This window comes from Acidovorax carolinensis, assembly GCF_002157145.1.
Classification (GTDB): Bacteria; Pseudomonadota; Gammaproteobacteria; order Burkholderiales; family Burkholderiaceae_C; genus Acidovorax; species Acidovorax carolinensis.
On record NZ_CP021361.1, the window covers coordinates 588,701 to 612,598 of the forward strand.

General features: G+C 66.9%; 19 protein-coding genes, 1 other RNA gene and 1 pseudogene. 11 read left to right on the forward strand and 10 right to left on the reverse strand.

The window, feature by feature from the left end:
• Positions 1-166 precede the first annotated feature (166 nt).
• The 5 genes from CBP34_RS02825 to CBP34_RS02845 form a co-directional block, all read right to left on the reverse strand.
• Positions 167-1,903: an NAD(P)/FAD-dependent oxidoreductase gene (locus CBP34_RS02825; RefSeq protein WP_086911303.1), complete on the reverse strand. Its 1,737-nt coding sequence runs from the start codon at positions 1,901-1,903 to the stop codon at positions 167-169.
• Between the two features lie 84 nt (positions 1,904-1,987).
• Positions 1,988-2,431 carry a universal stress protein gene (locus CBP34_RS02830; protein ID WP_094097246.1) on the reverse strand — a complete coding sequence of 148 codons (444 nt, stop codon included), beginning with the start codon at positions 2,429-2,431 and terminating at the stop codon, positions 1,988-1,990.
• Between the two features lie 21 nt (positions 2,432-2,452).
• Positions 2,453-4,021 (reverse strand): DHA2 family efflux MFS transporter permease subunit, encoded by a 1,569-nt coding sequence (locus tag CBP34_RS02835; RefSeq protein WP_418134704.1) that lies wholly within the window; start codon positions 4,019-4,021, stop codon positions 2,453-2,455.
• A gap of 14 nt (positions 4,022-4,035) precedes the next feature.
• Positions 4,036-5,226: an HlyD family secretion protein gene (locus CBP34_RS02840; protein WP_086911306.1), complete on the reverse strand. Its 1,191-nt coding sequence runs from the start codon at positions 5,224-5,226 to the stop codon at positions 4,036-4,038.
• A gap of 35 nt (positions 5,227-5,261) precedes the next feature.
• Complete coding sequence (locus CBP34_RS02845) at positions 5,262-6,731, reverse strand: efflux transporter outer membrane subunit (protein ID WP_204246691.1); 1,470 nt, start codon at positions 6,729-6,731, stop codon at positions 5,262-5,264.
• Between the two features lie 99 nt (positions 6,732-6,830).
• On the opposite strand from CBP34_RS02845, the gene CBP34_RS02850 reads away from it, so the two are divergent.
• Positions 6,831-7,442 carry a TetR/AcrR family transcriptional regulator gene (locus CBP34_RS02850; protein ID WP_086911307.1) on the forward strand — a complete coding sequence of 204 codons (612 nt, stop codon included), beginning with the start codon at positions 6,831-6,833 and terminating at the stop codon, positions 7,440-7,442.
• 103 nt (positions 7,443-7,545) lie between these two features.
• Here the strand turns inward: CBP34_RS02850 and cysK are convergent, their stop codons facing one another.
• Positions 7,546-8,463, reverse strand: coding sequence for a cysteine synthase A (gene cysK / locus CBP34_RS02855; protein ID WP_094097247.1), 918 nt, complete (start codon positions 8,461-8,463; stop codon positions 7,546-7,548).
• Between the two features lie 101 nt (positions 8,464-8,564).
• Here cysK and rnpB point away from each other — a divergent pair.
• An RNA gene (gene rnpB, locus CBP34_RS02860) (RNase P RNA component class A) lies at positions 8,565-9,012 on the forward strand.
• A 73-nt stretch (positions 9,013-9,085) separates the two neighbouring features.
• On the opposite strand, the gene CBP34_RS02865 is transcribed toward rnpB, so the two are convergent.
• Positions 9,086-9,871, reverse strand: a complete 786-nt coding sequence (locus CBP34_RS02865) for an rRNA pseudouridine synthase (protein ID WP_094097248.1) — start codon at positions 9,869-9,871, stop codon at positions 9,086-9,088.
• Positions 9,872-9,904: 33 nt separating this feature from the next.
• A complete protein-coding gene (locus CBP34_RS02870) occupies positions 9,905-11,596 on the reverse strand; it encodes an MBL fold metallo-hydrolase (protein ID WP_094097249.1) in 1,692 nt (563 codons plus the stop codon).
• 82 nt (positions 11,597-11,678) lie between these two features.
• On the opposite strand from CBP34_RS02870, the gene CBP34_RS02875 reads away from it, so the two are divergent.
• Positions 11,679-12,728, forward strand: a complete 1,050-nt coding sequence (locus tag CBP34_RS02875) for a metallophosphoesterase (RefSeq protein ID WP_157896423.1) — start codon at positions 11,679-11,681, stop codon at positions 12,726-12,728.
• Between the two features lie 6 nt (positions 12,729-12,734).
• Here the strand turns inward: CBP34_RS02875 and CBP34_RS02880 are convergent, their stop codons facing one another.
• Positions 12,735-13,439, reverse strand: a complete 705-nt coding sequence (locus CBP34_RS02880) for a glutathione S-transferase N-terminal domain-containing protein (protein ID WP_094099034.1) — start codon at positions 13,437-13,439, stop codon at positions 12,735-12,737.
• A gap of 115 nt (positions 13,440-13,554) precedes the next feature.
• Between CBP34_RS02880 and dapF the strand changes: the two genes are divergently transcribed.
• Genes dapF through CBP34_RS02895 form a run of 3 tightly spaced genes read left to right on the forward strand, consistent with a single transcriptional unit; the run spans position 13,555 to position 16,132 of the window.
• Positions 13,555-14,433, forward strand: a complete 879-nt coding sequence (gene dapF, locus CBP34_RS02885) for a diaminopimelate epimerase (protein ID WP_094097251.1) — start codon at positions 13,555-13,557, stop codon at positions 14,431-14,433.
• Entirely contained in the window at positions 14,430-15,122 is a 693-nt protein-coding gene (locus CBP34_RS02890; protein ID WP_086911312.1) for a DUF484 family protein, read from the forward strand. The genes dapF and CBP34_RS02890 overlap by 4 nt, the downstream gene beginning before the upstream one ends.
• 35 nt (positions 15,123-15,157) lie before the next feature.
• Complete coding sequence (locus CBP34_RS02895; RefSeq protein WP_094097252.1) at positions 15,158-16,132, forward strand: tyrosine recombinase XerC; 975 nt, start codon at positions 15,158-15,160, stop codon at positions 16,130-16,132.
• Positions 16,133-16,436: 304 nt separating this feature from the next.
• Here the strand turns inward: CBP34_RS02895 and cadR are convergent, their stop codons facing one another.
• On the reverse strand, positions 16,437-16,928 hold the full coding sequence (gene cadR, locus CBP34_RS02900) for a Cd(II)/Pb(II)-responsive transcriptional regulator (RefSeq protein ID WP_094097253.1): 492 nt from the start codon (positions 16,926-16,928) through the stop codon (positions 16,437-16,439).
• A 104-nt stretch (positions 16,929-17,032) separates the two neighbouring features.
• Between cadR and CBP34_RS02905 the strand changes: the two genes are divergently transcribed.
• From CBP34_RS02905 to hslV, 5 genes and pseudogenes are all read left to right on the forward strand, one after another.
• The gene (locus CBP34_RS02905; RefSeq protein ID WP_094097254.1) at positions 17,033-19,306 is read left to right on the forward strand and encodes a heavy metal translocating P-type ATPase; all 2,274 of its coding nucleotides are present in this window, start codon (positions 17,033-17,035) and stop codon (positions 19,304-19,306) included.
• Positions 19,307-19,465: 159 nt separating this feature from the next.
• Positions 19,466-20,524, forward strand: coding sequence for a CobW family GTP-binding protein (locus tag CBP34_RS02910; RefSeq protein ID WP_094097255.1), 1,059 nt, complete (start codon positions 19,466-19,468; stop codon positions 20,522-20,524).
• Between the two features lie 180 nt (positions 20,525-20,704).
• A pseudogene (gene dksA / locus CBP34_RS02915) lies at positions 20,705-21,489 on the forward strand (RNA polymerase-binding protein DksA).
• A 46-nt stretch (positions 21,490-21,535) separates the two neighbouring features.
• A complete protein-coding gene (locus CBP34_RS02920; RefSeq protein WP_094097256.1) occupies positions 21,536-23,254 on the forward strand; it encodes an STAS domain-containing protein in 1,719 nt (572 codons plus the stop codon).
• A gap of 66 nt (positions 23,255-23,320) precedes the next feature.
• Complete coding sequence (gene hslV / locus CBP34_RS02925; RefSeq protein WP_086911320.1) at positions 23,321-23,884, forward strand: ATP-dependent protease subunit HslV; 564 nt, start codon at positions 23,321-23,323, stop codon at positions 23,882-23,884.
• Positions 23,885-23,898: the final 14 nt, after the last annotated feature.

Consider the following 23,898-nt stretch of genomic DNA (forward strand, 5'->3'; position numbering starts at 1 on the left):
CCAACTACAGTGTGCCGCCCCGGTGCGATTGCGGGTTGACGGATGTCAAGAACATGCGGTGGCCCTGACTGCCTCGGCCTGGAGTTTCCTGTCTCTTCGTGACACTTTCGCTGTCACTGCGCCGTGCGACCCGGCGTTGGCCGTACCCCTTGCCAATCTGCCGTCGTCAGGCCGCAGCGCCCAGCAGGCTGCGTGCCACCGCTTCGCCCACCTTGATACCGTCCACGCCCGCCGAAAGAATGCCCCCGGCAAAGCCCGCCCCTTCGCCGGCCGGATACAGGCCGGGGGTGTTGGGGCTTTGCAGGTTGTCGCCGCGGTCGATACGCAGCGGTGCGGACGTGCGCGTCTCCACGCCAGTGAGCACGGCGTCGGGCATGTCGTAGCCCTTGATCTTGCGGCCGAACACCGGCAGGGCCTCGCGCATGGCTGCGATGGCATAGCCAGGCAATGCACCATGCAGATCACCCAGCGTCACGCCGGGTTGGTAGGAGGGCTGCACGCTGCCCAGTTCCTTGGAGGGCCGGCCTGCGATGAAATCGCCCACCAGCTGGCCGGGCGCGCTGTAATTGCTGCCGCCAAGCACATAGGCGCCCGATTCCAGCTGGCGTTGCAGCACGATGCCCGCCAGCGGGTGGTGCTGGCCGGCAGCCAGCGCCTCGACGCCGTGCGTGGCGCCCAGCGCGGCTTCGTAGGCCGCAGGGTCCCGCGGATAGTCGCGCGGATCGATGCCCACCACCATGCCGGCATTGGCATTGCGCTCGTTGCGCGAGTACTGGCTCATGCCGTTGGTGACCACGCGGCCCGGCTCGCTGGTGGCGGCCACCACGGTGCCGCCGGGGCACATGCAAAAGCTGTAAACAGCGCGGCCATTGGCGGCGTGGTGCACTAGCTTGTAGTCGGCGGCGCCCAGCAGCGGATGGCCCGCGTGGCGGCCCCAGCGTGCGCGATCGATCACGCCCTGCGGGTGCTCGATGCGAAAGCCGACCGAAAACGGCTTGGCCTCCATCTGCACGCCACGCTCGTACAGCATGGCAAAGGTGTCGCGCGAGCTGTGGCCCAGGGCCATCACCACATGGTCGGCACGCAGCTCGGTGGTGGCGCCCGTGGCCTGGTTCTGCACCTTCACGCCACGCACATGGCGGCCTTGCGGGCCGCTTTCCACGATCAGGTCGGTAACCCGCTGCCCAAAGCGGATCTCCCCACCCAGCGCAATGATCTGCTCGCGCAGGCTTTCCACCACCTTCACCAGCTTGAACGTGCCGATGTGCGGATGCGCCACGTACAAAATTTCTTCGGGCGCACCGGCCTTGACGAACTCGGCCATCACCTTGCGGCCCAGGTGGCGCGGGTCCTTGATCTGGCTGTAGAGCTTGCCGTCGCTGAACGTGCCGGCGCCGCCTTCGCCAAACTGCACATTGCTTTCGGGGTTGAGCTCGCGCTTGCGCCACAGGCCCCAGGTGTCCTGGGTGCGTTCGCGCACGTTCTTGCCGCGCTCCAGCACGATGGGCTTGAAACCCATCTGTGCCAGCACCAGCGCCGCGAAGATGCCGCAGGGGCCAAAGCCCACCACCACCGGACGCAGGGACAGTCCGGCCGGTGCCTGGCCCACGGGGTGCCAGGCCATGTCGGGGGTGGGCTGGATATGTGGATTGCCGGCGAATCTGTCGAGCAGGGCGGCTTCCTGCGTGGGATCGACGAGCGCGATGTCCACGATGTAAACCGCCAGCAGATCGGCCTTGCGTGCGTCAAAGCTGCGCTTGAAGACCTGCAGCGTGGCAATGCTGGCTGCATCGGCCAGGCCCAGCGCCTGCGCGGCGAGTGCGCGCAGGGCGGCTTCGGGCTGGGTGTCGGGGTCGGACGGCAGCGCGGACAGCGGCAGCCGGATTTCAGAAAGGCGGATCATGGTCTTGCGGCCCGTGGTTATCGGGCGAAATGCAAAGCAGGGATGCGGATTTTACCGGCCGCACCCTGCCCATCGCGTGCCGCCTTACCGGTACACCAGTACCGGAATCGTCGAATGCGCCAGCACCTTCTGCGTCTCGCTGCCCAGCAGTAGCGCGCTGACGCCCGACCGGCCGTGCGACGCCATGAAAATCAGGTCGCAGCCGTTGGCGTCTGCCGCTGCAATGATCAGCTCATAGGGCTTGCCGCCCACCCGCACCACGCGCTGGCAGCTGGCGCCGGCTTCCTGCACCACTTTTTCAGCCGCATCCAGGATTTCCGTGGCGGCTTCATCCAGGCGGGTCTGGAGGTCCTGGCTGAGGTGTGTGTTGCTCACGGCGCCCAGCCCGGCATAGACGGACGGCGCCTCGGGCTGGGCGTAGAACAGCGTAATGCGGGCACCAGTTTCCTGGGCATAGGCTGCGGCCCGCGCAACGCTGTTCATGGACAGCGCGGAGCCATCGGTGGGAACCAGAATGTGTTTGAACATGAATGTGCCTTTCCGGGGGATTCAGTGCCCACCGGCGCCGGGCTCGATGGTGCGCGTGGGTTTGGGGGCGATCCAGATGATGGCGGCGGCGATGAAGAACATCACGGCAATGCCGGTCATGACCTGGTTGGTCGACAGCATGCCGCTTTGCGACACGATCAGGTAGTCCACCACCTGCGTGGCCACCTCGGGTGGCGCACCTGATTGCGTGAGCATCTGCGTGACGCTGCCGTCGCGGTCGGCCAGGCCCACCAGCTCGGCGTGGTTGCGCGTGGTCTGGTTGGCCCACACGGTGGTCACCACCGAGGTGGCAAAGGCACCGGACAACGTGCGCAAGAAGTTCATCAGGCCGGCGGCCGAGTCCATCTCACGCTCTTCCACGCTGCCCAGGGCGATGCCCGAGGTGGGGATGAAGAAGAACGGCAGCGCAAAGCCCATCACCGCCAGCGGAATGGCAATATCCCAGAACGCCATGTCGCTGTTGGCCACCGTGCGCCACAGCGTCACCAGCGCCATCCAGAGCACGCCAAAGAACACCAGCGCACGCGGGTCGCGCTTGCTGTTGGCCACGATGGGTGCGACGAACAGCGCGGTGACGCCCGTCCAGGCGGTGGCGAGGCCCGCGTCGGTGGCGGTGTAGCCCATGAAGCTTTGCAGCCACAGCGGCGTGAGCACACTGACGCCAAAGAAGGCGGCATAGGCCACGCTCACGGTGATCACCGAGGCATTGAAGCCCCGGTGGCGAAACACGCGCAAATCGACCACCGGGTGCTTTTCGTGCAGCTCCCAGATCAGGAAGGCGGCAAAACCGACCACGGCGATGATGGTCAGGGCCACGATCTGGCTGGAGGCAAACCAGTCGAGGTTCTTGCCCTCGTCCAGCACCAGTTGCAGCGCCACCACCCACACCAGCAGCAGCACCAGGCCGACCTTGTCGAACGGGTTGCGCACGGGCGCATCCTGGTAATGCTTGAGCATCTTCCAGGCGCCCAGGCCAAAGCCGATGGCGATCGGGGCGTTGATGAGGAACACCCAGTTCCAGGTGAAATCGTCCACCAGCCAGCCCCCCAGGATGGGGCCGACCACGGGTGCAATCAGCGTCGTCATCGACCAGATGCCGATGGCCGTGCCCGCCTTGTCCTTCGGGAAGATGCGCAGCATCAGCGTTTGCGACAGCGGCATCAGCGGGCCACCGCTCAGGCCCTGGAACACGCGCATCACCACCAGCATGCCAATCGAGGTGGACAGGCCGCACAGGATGGAAAAGATGCCGAACAGCACCATCGACACCACGAAAACGCGCACTGCACCAAAGCGCGCGGCAAACCAGCCGGTCAGCGGCACCGTGATGGCCTCGCCCACGGCAAACGAGGTGATGACCCAGGTGCCCTGGCTGGCGGCGGCACCCAGGGCGCCGGCAATGTTGGGCACCGCCACGTTGGCGATGGTCATGTTCAGCACGGCAATGAAGTTGGCCGCGGCCAACATCAAGGCCGCCACAAAAAGCATGGGGCCGCTCAGCGGCGCCGGTGCAGCAGCAGGGGCCTGGTGTGCGGCGGGCGCGCCGGGCGCCGTGGTCGCTTGACTCATGGTGGCGGTCCTGCTCAGCGGGTTGCCGTGCCGGGGCCTTCAGCGGCGGCTGCTGCGGCTGCGGTGGCCTGCTTGTCGCCGGTGCGGGTGTCGATTTCGGCGCTCATCGACAGGCCTACCTTGAGCGGGTTGGCCTGCAGCTCGGCCGCATCGAGTTTCACGCGCACGGGCAGGCGCTGCACCACCTTGATCCAGTTGCCGGTGGCGTTTTGTGCCGGAATGGCCGCAAACGCCGAACCCGAACCGCCCGAGAAGCCTTCCACCACGCCCTGGTAGGTGACGTTCTTGCCATAGATGTCGGCGTGCAGTTTCACGCTCTGGCCGACGCGCACTTTTTCGAGCTGCACTTCCTTGAAGTTGGCATCGACATAAATCTCATGGACGGGCACCACGGCCATCAACGGCATGCCGGGCTGCACGCGCTGGCCGAGTTGCACCCTGCGCTGGGCCACCACGCCGTCGAGCGGCGCGCGGATCACGGTGCGCGCCAGGTCCACCTTGGCCTGGTCGAGGCGGGCGCGGGCGGCGGCCACTTCAGGGTTGGTGTCCACAGTGCTGTGGCTGATCAGGGCCGCATTGGCCTCCTTGGCCGCGACGGCCGAGCGCTGGTTGGCGGTGACCTGCGCGGCGGCGGCCTTGGCGGCGGCCAGCTGGGCGGTGGCAGCGTCAAAGCCATTCTTGGCGCGCGTGAGTTCGTCGCCCGACACCGAGCCCGAGGCCACCAGTGCCTGGCGGCGTTGCAGGTCGACCTTGGCGCGCTCGAAGTCGGCCTGCGCGGCGGCCAGCTGGGCGCTGGCGCGCTGGGCGTCGGCCTCGCGGGCGCTGATCTGGGCGCTCAGGTTGTTGTCGTTGGCCATGTAGCTCTTCACGCGGCGGGTGGCGCGGTCAAGTTCTGCCGTGGCCTGCGCGACGGCCAGCTGGGCGTCAGTGGGGTCGATGACCAGCAGCACGTCGCCCTGCTTCACCGCGTCGGTGTCGCTCACGTTCACCTCCAGCACGGTGCCGCCGACGGACGGTGTGATTTGCGCCACTTCAGCGGCGGCATAGGCGTTGTCAGTGGAGACGAAATGCGAGGCGTGCAGTTTCCAGTAGGCGGTGGAGCCCGCGGCGGCCAGCACCACCACGCCGCCCAGCAGGGCCAGGCGGGCGTTGCGGCGCTTTTTCATGAGGGCATCGGCGGCAGAGCTTGTGTTGTTTTCAGACATGGGAATTCCTTGATCGATATGTATGGGGGCGTGGATTACTGCTGGGCGACGGCGTGGGCAACCTGGTACCCGCCGCCCAGGGCGCGTTGCAGGCCGATGTCGAGCGTGAACGATGCCGAGCGCAGGTTGGTCTGGGCGCTCAGGGCGCCCAGCAGGCTGTCTTCGGCCGTCAGCACTTCGAGGTACGTCGCCAGGCCACCCTCATAGCGGTTGCTGGCCACGCGGTGCGCCTCGGTGGCGGCATCCACGGCTTCCTGCGCCTTGCCCAGGCGCTGGCCCAGGGCTTTCTGGCTGATGGCGTTGTCGGCCACGTCTTGCAGCGCGCGCGCCACGGTGGCGTTGTACTGGGCCACGGCCTCGGCATAGCTGGCGTGCGCGCCGCGCAACTCGCCCTGCAGGCGGCCGCCGCTGAAGATCGGAAGCGAGATCGCCGGGCCAAAGCTGGCGATGCCCGAGCCGCCCTTGGTTAGCATGTCCAGCCCCAGCGACTGCACGCCAATCAGCGCCGACAGGTTCACGTTGGGGTAGAACTCGGCCTTCTTTTGCTCGATGCGGCTGCCCAAGGCTTGTGCACGCAGGCGCGCGGCCACCACATCCGGGCGGCGGCCGAGCAGGTCGGCCGAGATTTCGGCGGGCAGGCCAAAGGCGCGGTCCAGCTTCAGGGTGGGTGCCGCGATCGACAGGCCGCGGTCCGGGCCCGCGCCCAGCAGCGCGGCCAGGCGGTTGCGTTGCAGCGCGATCTGCTCGTCCAGCGCCAGCAACTCGCCCTCGGCCACGGTGCGGCGGGCGTCGGCGTTGCGCAGGCCGCCGCGCGTTTCCAGGCCGTTGTCAAAACGCTGGGTGAACAGGCTGGCGGTTTTCTGGCGAATCTCCAGCGCGCGGGCGGCGGTGTCGCGGTTGGCGTGCAGGCGGCTCAGTTCGGCATAGTTCGCCGCCACACCCGCGGCGAGCCACAACCGTGCTTGCGCCAGCTCGGCGCGGCTGGCTTCAACCTCGGACGTGGCAGCGGCCAGCGCGGCGCGGTTTTTGCCCCAGAAATCCAGTTCCCAGCGTACATCCAGCGTGGCGCGGCCGTAGTCGTTCAGGCCCTCGGTGGCAGGCGAGCGCGGGATCAGGTGGTTGTAGCTGAGCTTGTCGCCGGTGATGGACGCATTGGCGCTGACCTGCGGCTTTGTGGCCGAGCCCGTGATCTGCATGACGGCATCGGCCCGTTGCAGGCGCGCGGCGGCGGCGGCCAGGTCGGGCGCATCAGCCAGCGCTTCGGCAATCAGGGCGTTGAGCTGGGCGTCGCCATAGGCCGTCCACCACTGTTCGGCGGGCCAATGGGCGCTGGGCGCGGTCAAAGAGGCTGTGGACTGGAAAGCCTCGGCCGACTTGGGTTGGGGCGTTGCGCCCAGGTCCGGAAACTGGGCACAACCCGCCAGAAACAGGGCGGCGCCCAAGCCCGTCAGGGGCATGCGCAGCCGGTGCAAGGCTGTCGAGGGCGGCGTGCTGCTATGGTGCATGGAGACTCCATTAAATGAACTGATCGGTTTAGTTTAGCTTTGTTTTTCGGCGGATTCAAGCTAAACTGAGCTTGTTGGTTCAAAAATAAAGAGGTTGACATGCGGGCAAAAACCGAGACAAGGCGCCAGGCCATCCTGGACGCCGCCGCCGTCGTTTTCCAGGAAACGGGGTTCGAGCGCACCACCATGGCCGCCATCTGCGAGCGGCTGGGTTACTCCAAGGCCACGCTGTACAACTACTTCGCGTCGAAAGAAGAACTGTTCTCGGCCGTCGTGTTCGAGGCCACCGAGGCCGAGTTCCAGGCCACGCTGGAAGCGCTGGACGCGACCGTGGAGGACATGACCGAGGCGCTGCAAAAGTTTGGCCGGGGGCTGCTGACGCTGCAGTATTCGCCCCAGGTGCAGGCGGTGCGCCGCCTCATCGTTGCAGAGGCCGGGCGCTCGGAGTTGGGGAAAAAATGCTACGAACTGGGCCCCGTGCGCAACGAGGCCGCTGCTGCCGCCTTCTTGCAGCACGCCATGGATACCGGCCAGTTGCGCCAGGCCGATGCCCGCATCGCCGCCCTGCACCTGCGCGGCCTGCTGGAGGCCGAATGGCTGGACCGCTTTTTGTTCCAGACCCTGGAGCCGATCTCTGCCGAAGAAATCAATGCCACGGTGGCGCGCGCGGTGGCCGCATTCATGGCGGCGTATGGGCCGGTGCAGGCGTGATGCCTAGCATGGGATGAAAAAAAGGAGCTGAAAAGCTCCTTTTTTAATAGCTGTTAGCGCTTACTCGATAAGCGCTAGAGGCTTATATGGCTTGAATTCCACATCACGCGGGCAAAAAGCCTTCCACCGACAGGTAGCGCTCGCCCGTGTCGTAGTTGAAGCCGAGCACCTTGGCCCCGGCAGGCAGCTCGGGCAGTTTTTGCGCGATGGCGGCCAGCGTGGCACCGCTGGAGATGCCCACCAGCATGCCTTCTTCGCGGGCGCTGCGGCGGGCGTATTCGCGCGCCGGCTCAGCTTCGACCTGGATCACGCCGTCGAGCAGGCTGGTGTCCAGGTTCTTCGGTATGAAGCCCGCGCCAATGCCCTGGATGGGGTGGGGCGAGGGCTGGCCGCCGCTGATGACGGGCGACTGCGTGGGCTCCACGGCAAATACCTTGAGGTTGGGAAACTTTGCTTTCAGTACCCGTGCCACGCCCGTGAGGTGCCCGCCGGTGCCCACACCGGTGATCAGCGCATCGAGCCCGCCTTCGAAGTCGGCCAGGATTTCCTGCGCCGTGGTGCGCACGTGCACGTCGATGTTGGCCGGGTTCTCGAACTGCTGCGGAATCCAGGCGCCGGGCGTCTGGGCCTTGAGCTCTTCGGCGCGGGCGATGGCACCCTTCATGCCCTTCTCGCGCGGCGTCAGGTCGAAGCTGGCGCCGTAGGCCAGCATCAGGCGGCGGCGCTCGATGCTCATGCTGTCGGGCATCACCAGAACCAGCTTGTAGCCCTTGACGGCCGCCACCATCGCCAGGCCCACGCCGGTGTTGCCGCTTGTGGGCTCGATGATGGTGCCGCCGGGCTGGAGCGCACCCGACTTTTCGGCGTCTTCCACCATCGCCAGCGCGATGCGGTCCTTGATCGAGCCGCCGGGGTTGCTGCGCTCGGACTTGATCCACACGTTGGCGCCCGGGCCAAACAGGCGGTTGATGCGCACATGCGGTGTGTTGCCGATGGTTTGCAGGACGTTGTCGGTTTTCATGGTGAGTCTCCTGGGAAAAGAGGGGTTGCCCGCGCATTCTGGACCAGTTGATCGCTCATTTCGGCCATATGGATATGCCGATCGGGGGATAATCGCCCCGTGAAGCGCGCCAGACCGCCGCTGGTGCAATCTGGGAAACCAGGCACTGGAGGAACGTCCGGACTGCACAGGACAGCGTAGCAGCTAACGGCTGCCCACCGTGAGGTGAGGATCAGAGCAACAGAGACGAGTCAGGTCGTTTTCAGCCACCAAGGGTGTTCTATGGGGTGCCAGCGCAAGCTGGCATCGGCTGGCGCAAGCCAGACGCTCAGGCGCAAGCCTGAAGCCCCATAGCCGCCCAAGGCGCGGAACGCGACTTGGGTGAAACGGGCAATCTCTACGCGCAGCAATACCAAGTAGGCCAGCGTTGATGTGGTTCCGCAGAGCTGGCGGGTAGGTAGCATCGAGCCGTGGTGGCGACACCCGGCCCAGAGTAATGGCGGTCACGCCGCGGGCCTTCGCAAGAGGGTCAGCGGTGCACAGAATCCGGCTTATCGGCGCGCTTCACACTTTTCATGAAAACAGGCGCTAGCGCTTATCTATCCAGCGCTGAAAGCTATCGTATAGATAGCGAAATGCCCTGCTAAAACCGCTCCCACGGCTGCAGATAGCGCCACTGCCCTTCGGGCACCTTGGCCAGCGGCACGCGGCCGATGCGGATGCGCTTGAGGGCCACCACCGTCAGGCCCACGGCATCGCACATGGCCGGAATCTGCCCGGGGCGGATGCCCTTCAGGGCAAAGCGCAGTTTGGTTTCGCTCTGCCAGCTCACCTTGATGGGGGGCAGCGGGCGGCCGTTGAAGCTGAGGCCATTGCACAGGCGTTGCAGGCCGTGGGGCGCGATGTCGCCCTTGACCTCGACGATGCACTCCTGCTCCAGCGATTCGATGTCTTCGGCCAGCTTGCGCGCGATGCGTTTGTCCTGCGTGTAGACCACCAGGCCACTGGCCTCGGTGGGCAGCGGGGTGAAGCATTCGAGCTGCTTGAAATGGCGCTGCAGCACGCGGATGCCCGAGGCGTCTTCGGCCAGGTGCGACGCCGCATTGAGCAGCGTGGTGGCCGGGGTTGCGCCCTGTCTGCGGCTGGCGTGGGCCGCTTGCCCGGCTGGTACGCCCAGGCCGGCTTCAAACCCCACCGGCTTGTGCAGCAGCAGCGTGACCGGTGTCAGCGCGAGCAGGCTGGCGTCTTGCGCCACCGCCACGGCCTGGTCGGGGCGCACGCGGGCGCCGGGGGCTTCCACCACCTGGCCGTCCACGCTCACAAAGCCGCCTTCGATGAATTGCTCGGCCGTGCTGCGCGAGCAGTTCAGTTGCTCGGCCACGCGCTTGGCCAGGCGGATGTGGCTGGGGTCAGGGTTCTTGTCGGTCATGGAATGAATGCGGTTTGGTGCTGTTCTTGTGGTTCAGTTGTTGCCGGGTTGTTGTGCCCGGATGCGTTCGACATGCGCCAGCAGCGAGCGCTGGGCCACGGGCCACATGCGCGGCGGCACGTCGTCATACGCGTGCTGCACCCAGTCGTCCATGTTGCCATCGGGCAGCGCCTGCATGGCGGCCAGCACCTTGGCTTCGCGTGCCAGGCGGTGGGCCTTGAGCTTGGCGATGGCGCTGCGCGCCCCATTCACCGGGCCTCCCAGCACATAGCCGTGGGCGGGCAGGATGAACTCCACGCCGTGTTCGGCGCACGCTGCGTCGAGCCGGTCCAGCGAATCGAGGTAGTCGGCCATGTTGCCGTCGGGCGGGTCGATCACGGTGGTGCTGCCGTTGAGGATGTGATCGCCGCTGAACAGCAGGCCGTCTTCCTGCAGCAGCAGGCACAGGTGGTTGGCCGCGTGGCCGGGGGTGTGGATCACCTGCAGGGTATGGGTGATTTTGCCCTCTGGCGCTTGTCCTGAAAGCGTCAGCAGCTCATTATCTTGTAGCGCCCGGTCGGGCGTGAACGCGCTGGCCACGCGCGCGGTGGGGGCCGATGGCAGTCCCAGGATGGGCGGCTGGGCCTTGCCCGCCTGCACGCACAGCGCCTGCAGCGGCTTGCTGCCTGGCGAGTGGTCGGGGTGCGAGTGGGTGCACACGATCATGCGGATGTCGCCCCCGGCGGCGCGCCAGAGCTTGTCGAGGTGCTCGGCATCGGCCGGGCCGGGGTCGATGGCGATGAAGCCGGTGGCCGGGTCGCCCACCAGGTAGCTGTTGGTGCCGGGGCCTGTCATCACGCCAGGGTTGGGCGCGGTGAGGCGCTGGACATTGCGCAGCAGCGGCACGGGACGCTCGGCCTGCCAGTCGAGCGGGTGCACGATCTGACCGTCGGGGCAGACCAGGGCCAGCTCGCCAAACGGCGATTCGTCTTCCATGTAGCGCGCTTCTTTGCCGCCCAGCAGGCCGGCGCGCGGGCAGCTCACCCACAGCGGCTGTTCGTGCGCCACGGCGTCCAGCACGGCCTGGGTGCTCACAAACTTTGCCAGCCGCTGCAGCGTGCGGATGGTCGGATAGATCATGAAGAACTGGCCCGCCTCATGCCGCGCCAGCGCATCCGCCGGGCGCACCCACACGGGCTCGAACTGCTCGGCCTCGTCGGCAACGGGCGTCTGCCCCTCGGGCATGCGGGCCACGAGAAACGGCACCTCAAAGCGCCGGGGCAGGTCGCGGTCGCCCGTCCAGTGGGCCAGCAAGTACACGCTGTCGGCCGCCAGGCGCAGGCCACGGGCCTGGCACTGCGCGGCAAAGGGCTGGTGGCGGTCGATGGCGGCGATGTCGTGCGCATCGGCCATCCCACCTTTGCGGGGGCCATCGGCATGGCGCGCCAGCAGAATGCCCAGCTCTTCAAAGCTCTCGCGGATGGCGGCAATGGCCTGCGTGAGGTGCAGGTCGTCTTGCGCCGGGCGGCGGTCGGCGGCGGCGTGCGTCTCGGGCGACGCATCGAGCGCGTCGATGCCGCCGCCGGGGAAGACATAGGCGCCCGGTGCGAAGCTGGCCCGCGGCGAGCGGCGCGTCATCAGCACCTCCACCCCTTGTGCGCCGTCGCGCAGCAGCAGCACGGTGGCGGCGGGCAGGGTGGGAACGGGAGGGTGCGGTGGGTGCAGAAGCTGGCTGGGGCGTGTCATGGGCTGCATTATGGGCAGGACGGCTTGCGCGGTGGGGCGCGGGCACAATGCGTGGCCCTCCGTTATGACTGCACCACCCACGATGCATCGCCCCTCCTTTTCCGCCCATTCCTGCGCCCGCATCGCCCGGGTGCGGAACGCGTTGCTGGGCCTGGGCTGGGTCTGGCTGGCGCTGGCGGCGGTGCTGGCCTGGCTCGACCGGGAAGGGCGCTGGATTGAATCGGGGCGCGAGGCGGTCGTGCTGTTCAAGCTGTGGATCTTCTGGGCCGTGTGGGCCGTGTTGCCCTGGTGCGGCGCAGCGCTGCTGGGTCTGCGCGAGGGGGCAGGGCGCAGCGTGCTGCGGCTGGCATGGCTGGGGGCGCTGGTCTTGGTGGCCTACAGCGGCCTGGTGGAGCCGCGCCTGCTGACGGTGCACGAGCACCGGCTGCGGCTGCAGACGCCGCTGCAGCTGCCGCCGCTGCGGCTGGCGCTGGTGGCCGATGTGCATGCCGGCCTGTTCGTGCGGGGCTGGCAGGTCGAGCGGCTGGTTGATCGGCTCAATGCGCTGGACGTGGATGCCGTGATGGTGGCGGGTGACTGGACGTACGAACCGCCGCGCGACCTGCATGCGCTGCTGCAGCCGTTTTCGCGGCTGCGCCACCCGGTGTGGGGCGTCCTGGGCAACCACGACACCGGCGCGCCCGGGCCACCGCTGGCAAAGGCGCTGCGTCAGGCACTGCAGGACCACGGCGTGCAGGTGCTGGATGGGCGGCGCCTGCTGGCCGAGGGCTGGGAGGTGGTGGGTCTGAGCGACCGGTGGGGCGGCGATCCGCTCAGCGAAATGGCCCGCCTGCTGCCGCCCGGCGCGCCCGCCACGCCCCGGCTGGTGCTGGCGCACCAGCCCGACACGGCGGCACTGCTGCCGGCAGGCAGCGCCAGCCTGGTGGTCAGCGGCCACACGCACGGTGGCCAGATTATGCTGCCCTGGGTCACGCGCCAACGGGTGTTGCCGGGCATGAGCGCGCAGGGCTGGTTCGAGGGCCTGTACGCCACGCGGGCTGGACCGTTGTTCGTGACGGCGGGCATCGGCACCATCGGCCTGCCGGCGCGACTGGCGGTGGTGCCGCGCATCGATGTGCTGCTGCTCGAATGAGTCTTCTCAGTCCCGCGCCGGAATGACCAGCCCGCGCTGCACGGCCGGCCGCGCCACAAACGCATCCAGCACGCGCTGCACCTCCGTGAACTGGCCAAATTCCACCAGCGCACCCGCGCCATAAAAGCCGACCAGGTTGCGCACCCACGGAAAGATGGCGATGTCGGCGATGGTGTACTGCTCGCCCATCACCCAGGCGCGGCCGGCCAGGCGCTGGTTGAGCACGCCCAGCAGGCGTTTCGATTCGGCCACATAGCGGCCCAGCGGGCGCTTGTCCTCAAAGTCCTTGCCGGCGAACTTGTGGAAAAAGCCGAGCTGGCCAAACATGGGGCCCACGCCACCCATCTGCCACATCAGCCACTGGATGGTTTCGTAGCGCGCGGCGGCATCCTGGGGCAGCAGCTGGCCGGCCTTGTCGGCGAGGTACAGCAGGATGGCGCCGGACTCGAACAGCGCCAGCGGCTGGCCGCCCGGCCCGTTGGGGTCGAGGATGGCGGGAATCTTGTTATTGGGGTTGAGCGACAGGAACTCGGGCGAGGTCTGGTCGTTGGTGTCGAAGCTCACCAGGTGCGGCTCGTACGGCAGGCCCAGTTCTTCGAGCGCAATCGACACCTTCACGCCATTGGGCGTGGGCAGCGAATACAGCTGGATGCGGTCGGGGTGCCGGGCGGGCCATTTATGGGTGATGGCAAAGGCGGAAAGATCGGGCATGAAGAAGTCCTGGCAGGTGGCAGCCACAGTGGCGCCACAAGAGCGCAAGACTAATCGGGCAGCGAAACCGGCGCTGCCCGAGGTGATTGGCAGCCCACCGACGATAATCCGGCCCATGAAGATTCGCTTCACCAAAATGCAGGGCGCGGGCAACGATTTCGTGGTGCTCGACGAAACCCAGGGCCGCCTGGGCCTCACGCCGGCGCACTACCGCCTGCTGGCCGACCGCCACTTCGGCGTGGGTGCCGACCAGATCCTCACCGTGCGGCCCTCGCCGGGCGACGGCATTGATTTCGAATACGTGATCCACAACGCCGACGGCGGCGAGGTGGAGCAGTGCGGCAACGGCGCGCGCTGCTTTGCACGCTATGTGCATGACAAGGGCCTGAGCGCCAAAGACACCATTCGCGTGCAGACGCTGGCCGGCGTGATTGCGCCGCGCCTGACCCCCGACGGCCGCGTGACGGTGAACATGGGGCGGCCGGTGTTCGATGCGGCGCGGGTGCCTTTTGATGCGACCGGCCTCACGCCGGTGGCGCAGGGTTTGGGGCAAAAATGGCCGCTAGCGCTTTCTGGATCTGCGCAAAATGCTCCTGTTTTGGTAGCGGTTGTGTCCATGGGCAATCCGCACGCGGTGCAGCTGGTGGGGGACGTGGACACCGCGCCGGTGGCGCAGACCGGCCCATTGATCGAGTCGCACCCGCGATTTCCCCGGCGGGTCAACGCCGGGTATCTGCAAATCGTGGACCGCGGCCATGTGCGCCTGCGCGTGTTCGAGCGCGGCGCGGGCGAAACCCTGGCCTGCGGCTCCGGCGCCTGCGCCGCGGTGGCAGCGGGCATTCGCCTGGGGCTGCTCGATGCGCAGGTGGACGTGCAGACGCGCGGCGGCCTGCTCACCATTGCCTGGGCCGGTGCCGACACCGACCCTGTTTTTATGACCGGTCCGGCCACCCCCGTTTTTGAAGGCCAGATCGAACTTCCGGACACGCCATGACCACCAGCTCCCCTATTTCGCCCATCACCGAAGACGACATCGCCCAGTTCCTGATCCAGACGCCGGAGTTTTTCGAACGCCACGCCGAGGTGCTGGCCAGCGTGCAGATCACCAGCCCGCACGGCGCGCGCGCCGTGAGCCTGCAGGAGCGCCAGGCCGAAATGCTGCGCGAGAAGATCAAGGGGCTGGAGCAGCGCATCATGGAGATGGTGCGCCACAGCCATGAGAATGCCGCCATCGCCGCCAAGGTGGACCACTGGACCAGCGCCCTGCTGCAAGTGCGCGACCCCATGGACCTGCCCCAGGCCGTGGTGGACGGCGTGCGCACCCTGTTTGATGTGCCCCAGGCTGCCGTGCGGGTGTGGGGTGTGGCGGGGGCGTATATCGATGCCGATTTCACCCAGGGCGCCAGCGAAGACGCCCAGGCTTTTGCCACCTCGCTGACCATGCCGTTCTGTGGCCCCAACCTCGGTTTCGAGCCGACGGCATGGCTGGCGCAGGATGACGGTGCGGTTCAGTCCCTGGCCCTGCTGCCGCTGCGCGAAGGTGCCATCAACAGCGCCACGCCGGCATTTGGCCTGCTGGTGCTGGGTTCGCACGACCCGCAGCGCTTTGACGCCACCATGGGCACCGACTTTCTGTCGCGCATGGCCGAGCTGGCGAGCGCCGCGCTGATGCGGCTACGCTGAGACGCCATCCTCAGGCACTGGCCGGGTCCCTGCGCATGGTTGATGTCCCCACGCCGCAAAGCACCGTGGTGGCTGCGCCCGACCCCCATGTGCAGCGCTACCTGGCGCATGCGCGCTTTGAAAAGCGTCTGGCCGCGCGCACGCTCACGCTCTACACCCTCGATCTGGATCGGCTTGCGCAGCTGGCAGCGGGCGTCGATGTGCCCTTGCTGCAATTGCAGACCGCGCACATCCGCCGTTTTGTGGCCCAGATGCACAGCAGCGGGCGCAGCGGCCGGGGGATTGCGCTCATCCTGTCGGGCTGGCGCGGCTTTTTCACCTGGGCCGGCCGGCAGGGGCTGATTGCGCACAACCCCGTGCAGGACGTGCGCGCGCCCAAGGCGCCCAAGCCATTGCCCAAGGCGCTGGGGGTGGACGACGCCGTGCGGCTGGCCGAGTTTGACCACGCTGGCGCCGACCCCTGGCTGGAGGCGCGCGATGCGGCCATCGTCGAGCTGCTGTACGGCTGCGGCCTGCGCGTTGGAGAGCTGGTGGGGCTGGATGCCCTGCCCAATGCCGACACGCAGCGCCAGGGCCGCGGCTGGATCGACCTGCAGGCGGGCGAGGCCCATGTGTTCGGCAAGGGCAGCAAGCGCCGCAGCGTGCCCGTGGGCGCTGCCGCCATGGCTGCGTTGCAGGCCTGGCTGGGGCTGCGCGCCACGCCATTTGCCGCGGGTGCGCTGGACGCGGCCCTGTTCGTAGGCCAGCGCGGTGCACGCCTCACGGCCCAGTCGATCTGGCTGCGCCTGCGCCAGCGCAGCCAGCAGGCGGGGCTGACCACGCCGGTACACCCGCACATGCTGCGCCACTCGTTTGCCAGCCACCTGCTGCAAAGCAGCGGCGACCTGCGCGCGGTGCAGGAACTGCTGGGCCACGCCAACATCACCACCACGCAGGTTTACACGCGGCTCGATTTCCAGCATCTGGCCAAGGTGTATGACGCGGCGCACCCGCGGGCACGGCGCAAGTAGCGTCAGATACCGCCTGGCATGGCGGCATTGCCGGAGCCCAACCCTCTGGCAAGGGCTCCCTGAAGACCCACCGTTCCGCCCCGTCTTGCACATGGGCGCTTCGTTATTTATAGCTAATGGCGCTTTCTACATAAGGGCGGGATGCCGTTTTGTATGCAAATCGATGGTGTCCAGCGCGTGCATTGTTTGACGGCCGGCCAGGCTGGATCGATTGCGCTGTGCGGACCGGCAAGGACATCGCGGCTGGTGATGCACAAGGGTTGAAAGAGTCCACAGCCAGCCGGGTGGGCCGGATCGTTTGCACTCAACGGCCGGGTTTTTGCGCCGCTGGCGCGGCCTTGCGCGTTGTCGTGCGGGCATGCGTGCCGTGCACATGGCCCGCGTGCGCGTGGCCCGGCCGGCTGGCCAGGTCGGTCAGCTCGTTGAGGATGCCGCAGTGGGCGGCATCCTGCGCTTCGTGGCACTGTTCGCGCAGGTTCTTGAGCTGCTTTTCGAGCTGGCGCAGTTCGCGGATGCGCGCGGCCACATGGCCGATGTGCGCGTCCAGCAGGGCGTTGACATCGCTGCAGTTGCGGGTGGGCGCGTCCTTGAAGCGCAGCAGCGTGCTGATCTCGTCCAGCGTCATGTCCAGGCTCCGGCAATGCCGTATGAAGGACAGGCGTGCGGCCTGGGCCTCGTTGTAGATGCGGTAGTTGCCACCCGTGCGGGCGGCCTCGGGCAGCAAGCCCTCGCGTTCGTAATACCGGATGGTTTCGACCGGGGTGTGGGTCAGGGTGGCCAGCTCGCCGATTTTCATGGGGTGCGCCGTTGGGGTGGTGGTATCGCGATGGTACGCCGCGGGCGTGCTTGACTCTGTAGTGGCATCAGGGTTTCCAATGGATGCCAGCAAGGAAAACAACCATGAGCCCATCCCCCCACACCCCGCCCGCCGCAGCCGAGCCCTGCAGCCATTGTTCCTCCGATGCGCTCATGGACAACGCCCCTGCGCAGCGACCTGTGGCCGGTGCGCCCGGCGCCGCCCGCGGGACGGTTTTTCGCATCGCCACGATGGACTGTGCGGCCGAGGAAAGCGAGATCCGCCATGCCGTAGCGGGTGTTTCGGGCCTGCTCGGCCTGCAGTTTCAGCTCGGTGCCCGCACGGTGGCCATTGACGCGGCGCCTGCGGTGATGCCGCAGGTCCTGGCCGCCATCCGCGGGGCGGGGTTTGATCCGCAACCCCTGGCCCCCGAGGAAGCTCAGGCGCACGCGCACGGTCATTTGCCGGGCGCCGAAGGGCTCGCGCGCCTGGGCTTGGCGCTCGGTCTGGCCGTGGCCGCCGAGTTGCTGGCGTTTCTGGCACCAGACCAGCGGGTGTTTCAGGTGGCCGGCATGGCGCTGGCTGCCGTCGCCATCGGGTTGGCCGGTTTTTCCACCTACCGCAAGGGCCTTGCCGCGTTGGGCCGCGGGCGGCTCAATATCAATGCACTGATGACCGTGGCCGTGACCGGCGCCTTTGTGATCGGCCAGTGGCCCGAAGCGGCCATGGTGATGGCGCTGTATGCCATTGCCGAACTCATCGAGGCCCGCTCGGTGGACCGGGCGCGCAATGCCATCAAGGGACTGCTCGACCTGGCCCCCGATACGGCCGAGCTGCGCCAGCCTGACGGCACCTGGCAACCGGTTGCCGCAGCCGCGGTGGAGCCGGGCGCCGTGGTGCGCATTCGGCCCGGTGCGCGCGTACCGCTCGACGGCGTGGTCATCGCGGGCGCGAGTGCCGTGAACCAGGCCTCGGTCACGGGCGAGAGCATGCCTGTTGACAAGGCCGCGGGCGACACCCTGTTTGCCGGCACCATCAATGACACCGGCACCCTGGAAATGCGGGTGACCGCCACGGCCAGCAACACCACGCTGGCCCGCATCATCCACGCGGTGGAGCAGGCGCAGGCCAGCCGCGCGCCCACCCAGCAGCTGGTGGACCAGTTCGCCGCCATCTACACGCCGGTGGTGTTTGCGCTGGCCGTGGCGGTGGCGGTGCTCACGCCCTGGCTGATGGATGTGGCGTGGCTTGAGGCGCTGTACAAGGCCCTGGTCCTGCTCGTGATTGCCTGCCCCTGCGCCCTGGTCATTGCTACGCCCGTCACGGTGGTGAGCGGCCTGGCTGCAGCCGCGCGGCGCGGCATTCTCATCAAGGGTGGGGTTTATCTGGAAACCGCGCACCAGCTCAAGGCCATTGCGCTCGATAAGACCGGCACCATCACCGAAGGCCGGCCCCGGCTGGTGGCGACCGAGGTGCTGCCGCAGGAGGGTTCCACATCGGTGCCAGAGGCGCAGGTGCTGCGCTGGGCCGTCGATCTGGCGGGGCATTCCGACCACCCGGTGTCGCGCGCCATCGCGCAGGGCCTGGCGACGGCGCAGGCGGCGCCCGCCGGTGGTGCGCTGGAGGCCTTCACGGCCTTGCCGGGGCGCGGCGTGCAGGCCCGCATCGCCGGGCAGGCGCTGGTGCTGGGCAACCACCGCCTGATCGAGGAGCGTGGACTTTGCAATGCCGATATCGAGGTGCGGCTGGCCGCCCACGAGGCGCAGGGTCGCACGGTGACGCTGTTGGCCACCGATACCGCCGTGCTGGCCGTTTTTGCCGTGGCCGACACCATCAAGGACAGTTCGCGCGAGGCGCTGGCCACGCTGCATGCGATGGGCGTGGCCTCGGTGATGCTGACGGGCGACAACCAGGTGACGGCCCGCACCATCGCCGCCCAGGCGGGCCTTGATGAGGTGCAGGGCAACCTGCTTCCCCAAGACAAGCTGGCGGCCATCGAGGCCCTGCAGGCGCGCCATGGCCTGACGGCGATGGTGGGCGACGGCATCAACGATGCCCCCGCGCTGGCCCGCGCCGACATCGGCATCGCCATGGGGGCGGCGGGCACCGACACGGCCATGGAGGCCGCCGATGTGGTCATCATGAACGACGACCTGCGGCGTATTCCCCAGCTCATCCGGCTGTCGCGCCGCACGCGTGCCGTGCTCTGGCAGAACATTGCCCTGGCGCTGGGCATCAAGCTGGTTTTTCTGGGGCTGGCGCTGTTCAACGGCGCCTCGATGTGGATGGCCGTGTTTGCCGACATGGGGGCCAGCCTGATCGTGGTGTTCAACGGCCTGCGCATGCTGCGCGCGGTGGACGAGGCGCCCGCGAAATAGGGGGGATTTCGCTTGTTCCGCCAGGACGTGACCCGGTTTGGCAGCGTCCGGCACGGGCTTTGGTCCCCCGCTAAACTCACCCCCTTTGCGGTCTGGCTCCCCAGCGGCGCACCATTGGGCGGTGGGTTGCACGGCCCGTTGCTTCTCCCAAGGCTTTCCATGTCCCTCATTCCTGTCACCATCCTCACCGGCTTTCTGGGTTCCGGAAAGACCACGCTGCTCAAGCGCCTGCTGGGCGAAGCCCATGGCCAGAAAATCGCCGTCATCGAGAACGAATTCGGCGAAGAGAACATCGACAACGACATCCTCGTGACCGAATCCAAGGAGCAGATCGTGCAGATGAGCAATGGATGCATCTGCTGCACCATCCGCGAGGATCTGCGCGAGACGCTGCAGTTGCTGGCCGCCAAGAAGCGCAAGGGCCTGCTGGATTTTGAGCGCATCGTGATCGAGACCACTGGCGTGGCCGACCCCGGCCCCGTGGCGCAGACCTTCTTCATGGACGAAGAGATCGCCGAGACCTACCTGATCGATTCCATCATCACGCTGGTCGATGCCAAGCATGCGCCCCAGCAACTCAATGACCGCCAGGAAGCCCGTCGCCAGGTGGGCTTTGCCGACCAGATCTTCCTGTCCAAGACCGATCTCGTGAGCGCCGAGGAAACCGATGCGCTGATCCATCGCCTCAAGCACATGAACCCGCGCGCGCCCATCAAGGCCGTGCACTTTGGCGAGGTGCCGCTCAAGGAAGTGTTGGATCTGCGGGGCTTCAACCTCAATGCCAAACTGGACATCGACCCGGATTTCCTCAAGGAGGAAGAAGCGGCGCACGACCACCACGATCACGCGCATGGCGAGCACTGCGACCACCCATCGCACCAGCACGGCCACGACGGCCATGGACACCATCACCATCACGACGATGATGTCAAGAGCTTTGTCTACCGGTCGGACCGCCCGTTCGATCCGGCCAAGCTGGAGGATTTCCTGGGTGCCATCGTCAACATCTATGGCCCGCGCATGCTGCGCTACAAGGGGGTGCTGAACATGAAGGGCACCGATCGCAAGGTGATCTTCCAGGGCGTGCACCAGCTCATGGGCAGCGACCTGGGGCCGCAGTGGGCCGAGGGTGAGGCGCGCACCAGCAAGATGGTCTTTATCGGCATTGACTTGCCCAAGGACATCTTTTTGCAGGGGCTGGAGCAGAGCCTGGTGTGATGCGGTCTGGCTGCGGAGTGACCCCGGTACACCCACGGGTTTGTGTTGTATCTGCAACGTTTCCGTTTGCATCCCCGCAGGTCGATACAATCGCGCCCCGGTAAAACCCCGGAAGGCTTGCCACCCGCCCTTGGCTGCCTGCGCAGCCCGGGCCAGCCCGTTACGCGAGGAGTCCCGTCAGTGAAAGCCGAAACCAGCAAACCCAAGGCCGCCGCAAAAGCGGTCCCAACCGCGGCAAAAAGTGCCGCCGCCCCAGCGGCAACCAAGACTGCTGCAAAGGCTGCTGCCAAGGTCGCCCCAAAGCCGCCAGTCCTGCAGTGACAGAGGAGCCCGCACAGGTTTTGCGGGCCGGCAGCCAAGTACCCGTGCGCAGCACCCGGCCTTCATCCCGGCTGGCCCAATTGACCGTACCATCCATGGCTCAGGCAGTGGCTTCGACCGCTGCCAAAGCCAGTTATCTACACACCATGCCCACGACCGCGCAAGTGCACCCCACCTACACGGCAGCCAAAAAAGACCCCAAGCTGGCGAACAACTGGAAAACCAAGACGGCCGAAGAGCTGACCGACGCCGAAGTGATGGCGATGCCCGACAGCGAGTACATGAACGACAAGCAGATGGCGTTTTTCCGCCTCAAGCTCGTTCAGCTCAAGCAGGAAATCCACAACAGTGCCGGTGAAACCACCGAGCATCTGCGCGAAGACACCGTGGTGGTGCCCGATCCCGCCGACCGCGCCACCATTGAAGAAGAGCACGCGCTCGAGTTGCGCACCCGCGACCGCGAACGCAAGCTGCTCAAGAAGATCGAGCAGTCCATTGCCCGCATCGACTCGGGTGACTATGGTTATTGCGACGAAACCGGCGAGCCCATCGGGGTGGGCCGGCTGATTGCACGCCCCACCGCTACGCTGTCGCTGGAAGCACAGCAACGCCGTGAACTCAAACAGAAAATGTTTGGAGACTGAAGGCCGAGCGGCCTCACAACTCCATGCGCACCCGATCTGACTGCCTATGAGCAAGGAAGAAACCACACCCGGCGGCCTGTTGTCCAAGGTGGTGCGGTTTGTGCGCAACCCCACGGTCAACTGGACGGAGCTCGACTCGATCCAGGCCGACCGCGAGAGCCAATACAGCAAGCAGATGCTCAAGGAGATGATCGAACGCAAGCGGCGCAACGACTTCGTGCGCCGCCGCGAGTTCGATCAGTTGCGCAAGCTGCGCCAGCGCGAGGTGCTGCAGGGCCATCGCGCGGACGACCCTGCGGGCCGCCCGTCGTTCTTTCAGAGCAGCATGGCGTCACCCGACGAGCGCGCCGTCACGCTCAAGAAGATCGACGAGATCGAAGCGCAGATGTCCCAGCAGTGGTGGAAGGGCAAGCAGACGGCAGATGCTCCCACCCAGCCTGCCGACATGCAGCCCCATGACCAAGAGGGCGCCGCCGCGCGAGCCTATGCGCCCACCCGGCCGGGCACTTTGCAGGCGCCGCTGGAGGCCAGGCCCTCGGTGGCGCCCTTGTTTGCGGATGACAGCATGCCCATTGCGGGATTTGGCGGCAAGGATGCCACCTTGCGCGCTGACGCACCCGCGGCGTCTTACAAGCCTGTGGCTCCCGCCGCCGAACGTGAACCCGCAGTCGAACCGGAGGAATTCGTGCACGAACCCGATCTAGAAGAAGCCGCCATACGGTTTGCCAATGGCGACCATGCCGGCGCCGAGTCTGGCCTGCGGGATGTACTTGCCCAGCACGAGCAGGACGACCCTGAGCAGCAGCTGGAAATCTGGATGACGCTGTTTGACCTGTATCGTGCCACCGGCCAGCAGGACCGTTTCGATACCCTGGCGATCGATTTTGCTGCGCGCTTCAGCCGGTCGGCGCCCTTGTGGTTTTCGATGCCCGAGCAACTGGGGCTGGCCTCTGCGGCTGCGACAGAAGCCGCGCCAGTGGCAGCACGGCGTGATTTCAGCTGGGCGGCGCCTTCGACCGTGGCCGTGTCGTCCGTGGCCGCGTTGCAGGCCGCGCTGGCCCGAGCCACCTCGCCCTGGACCCTGGCCTGGGGCCGCCTGGCCGCCATTGACGAGGCGGCCGTGCCGCTGCTGGCCGACCAGTTCACCCAGTGGGCCGATCGCAGCGGACAGTTCGTGTTTTCCGGCGTGTCCGCCCTCAATGCCCTGCTGGAGAGCAAGACCCAGTCGGGCGACCGGTCCACCAGCCCCGAGTGGTGGCGGCTGCGCATGGCGGCCTTGCGGCTCATGGTCAGCCCGGATGAGTTCGAGCTGGTCGCGCTGGACTACTGCGTGACCTATGAAGTCTCGCCGCCCTCGTGGAGTGCGCCGCGCTGTGGCTATTCGGACAGTGAAAACGCGGCCGCGCCCACTGCGCAAGCCGCCGCACGCGATCTGCTGGCCCCCGAGGCGGCAGATGCCACCGTGCCTGCAGCGCTCGAATCGGTTCCCCCTGCGGCGACGCTCAGTGGCCATATTGACGGCGATGCCGCGCCACTGCTGGAGCCTTTCCAGGCGCTGGCGCGACCCGGTGAACCCTTGATCATCGGCTGCGACCGTCTGATCCGCATCGATTTCGGCGCCGCCGGCTCGGTGCTCAACTGGGCTGCCGAGCAGCAGTCCCGTGGCCATGTGGTGCAGTTTCACAATCTGCACCGCCTGGTGGCGATCTTCTTCAATGTGATCGGTGTCAACGAGCACGCCTGGGTGATTCCGCGCAAGAACTGAAGCGGCGGTGGATGATCTGGGGCTGGCGGCTTGCAAACGGCAGCCCCGCCCTCACCTGAACCGGCTATGGACCAATCTAGCCAAACCCCTGTTTTCCACGGCACCACCATCCTGAGTGTGCGCCGCCAGACGCCCCAGGGCCTGCAGGTCGCCATTGGCGGCGACGGCCAGGTCACCCTGGGCAATATCGTCGTCAAGGGCACGGCGCGCAAGGTGCGCAAGCTCTACCACGGCAAGGTGCTGGCGGGTTTCGCCGGTGCCACGGCCGACGCCTTCACGCTGTTCGAGCGTTTCGAGGCCAAGCTGGAAAAGCACCAGGGGCACCTCACCCGCGCCGCCATCGAACTCACCAAGGACTGGCGCACCGACCGCGTGCTGCGCCGCCTGGAGGCCATGCTGGCCGTGGCCGACGCCAGCGCCTCGCTGATCATCACCGGCAACGGCGATGTGCTGGAGCCCGAACAGGGCATCGTGTCCATCGGGTCGGGTGGCGCCTACGCGCATTCGGCCGCCAAGGCGCTGCTCAACCACACCGATCTGTCGGCCCAGGACATCGTCAAGCGCTCGCTGGAAATCGCCGGCGAGCTGTGCATCTACACCAACATGAACCACACCATCGAGACGCTTTGAGCGCGGGTGTTGGG

Excerpts from the sequence above, each read along its gene's own strand:
- cysK (WP_094097247.1), bottom strand. The coding sequence starts at position 8,463 with ATGAAAACCGACAACGTCCTGCAAACCATCGGCAACACACCGCATGTG.
- dapF (WP_094097251.1), top strand. The coding sequence starts at position 13,555 with ATGAAGATTCGCTTCACCAAAATGCAGGGCGCGGGCAACGATTTCGTG.
- CBP34_RS02845 (WP_204246691.1), bottom strand. The coding sequence starts at position 6,731 with ATGCACCATAGCAGCACGCCGCCCTCGACAGCCTTGCACCGGCTGCGC.
- CBP34_RS02920 (WP_094097256.1), top strand. The coding sequence starts at position 21,536 with ATGAGCAAGGAAGAAACCACACCCGGCGGCCTGTTGTCCAAGGTGGTG.
- cadR (WP_094097253.1), bottom strand. The coding sequence starts at position 16,928 with ATGAAAATCGGCGAGCTGGCCACCCTGACCCACACCCCGGTCGAAACC.
- CBP34_RS02825 (WP_086911303.1), bottom strand. The coding sequence starts at position 1,903 with ATGATCCGCCTTTCTGAAATCCGGCTGCCGCTGTCCGCGCTGCCGTCC.
- CBP34_RS02910 (WP_094097255.1), top strand. The coding sequence starts at position 19,466 with ATGTCCCTCATTCCTGTCACCATCCTCACCGGCTTTCTGGGTTCCGGA.
- CBP34_RS02875 (WP_157896423.1), top strand. The coding sequence starts at position 11,679 with ATGCATCGCCCCTCCTTTTCCGCCCATTCCTGCGCCCGCATCGCCCGG.
- CBP34_RS02870 (WP_094097249.1), bottom strand. The coding sequence starts at position 11,596 with ATGACACGCCCCAGCCAGCTTCTGCACCCACCGCACCCTCCCGTTCCC.
- CBP34_RS02865 (WP_094097248.1), bottom strand. The coding sequence starts at position 9,871 with ATGACCGACAAGAACCCTGACCCCAGCCACATCCGCCTGGCCAAGCGC.
- CBP34_RS02890 (WP_086911312.1), top strand. The coding sequence starts at position 14,430 with ATGACCACCAGCTCCCCTATTTCGCCCATCACCGAAGACGACATCGCC.
- CBP34_RS02850 (WP_086911307.1), top strand. The coding sequence starts at position 6,831 with ATGCGGGCAAAAACCGAGACAAGGCGCCAGGCCATCCTGGACGCCGCC.
- CBP34_RS02895 (WP_094097252.1), top strand. The coding sequence starts at position 15,158 with ATGGTTGATGTCCCCACGCCGCAAAGCACCGTGGTGGCTGCGCCCGAC.
- CBP34_RS02835 (WP_418134704.1), bottom strand. The coding sequence starts at position 4,021 with ATGAGTCAAGCGACCACGGCGCCCGGCGCGCCCGCCGCACACCAGGCC.
- CBP34_RS02830 (WP_094097246.1), bottom strand. The coding sequence starts at position 2,431 with ATGTTCAAACACATTCTGGTTCCCACCGATGGCTCCGCGCTGTCCATG.
- CBP34_RS02840 (WP_086911306.1), bottom strand. The coding sequence starts at position 5,226 with ATGTCTGAAAACAACACAAGCTCTGCCGCCGATGCCCTCATGAAAAAG.
- CBP34_RS02880 (WP_094099034.1), bottom strand. The coding sequence starts at position 13,439 with ATGCCCGATCTTTCCGCCTTTGCCATCACCCATAAATGGCCCGCCCGG.
- CBP34_RS02905 (WP_094097254.1), top strand. The coding sequence starts at position 17,033 with ATGAGCCCATCCCCCCACACCCCGCCCGCCGCAGCCGAGCCCTGCAGC.
- hslV (WP_086911320.1), top strand. The coding sequence starts at position 23,321 with ATGGACCAATCTAGCCAAACCCCTGTTTTCCACGGCACCACCATCCTG.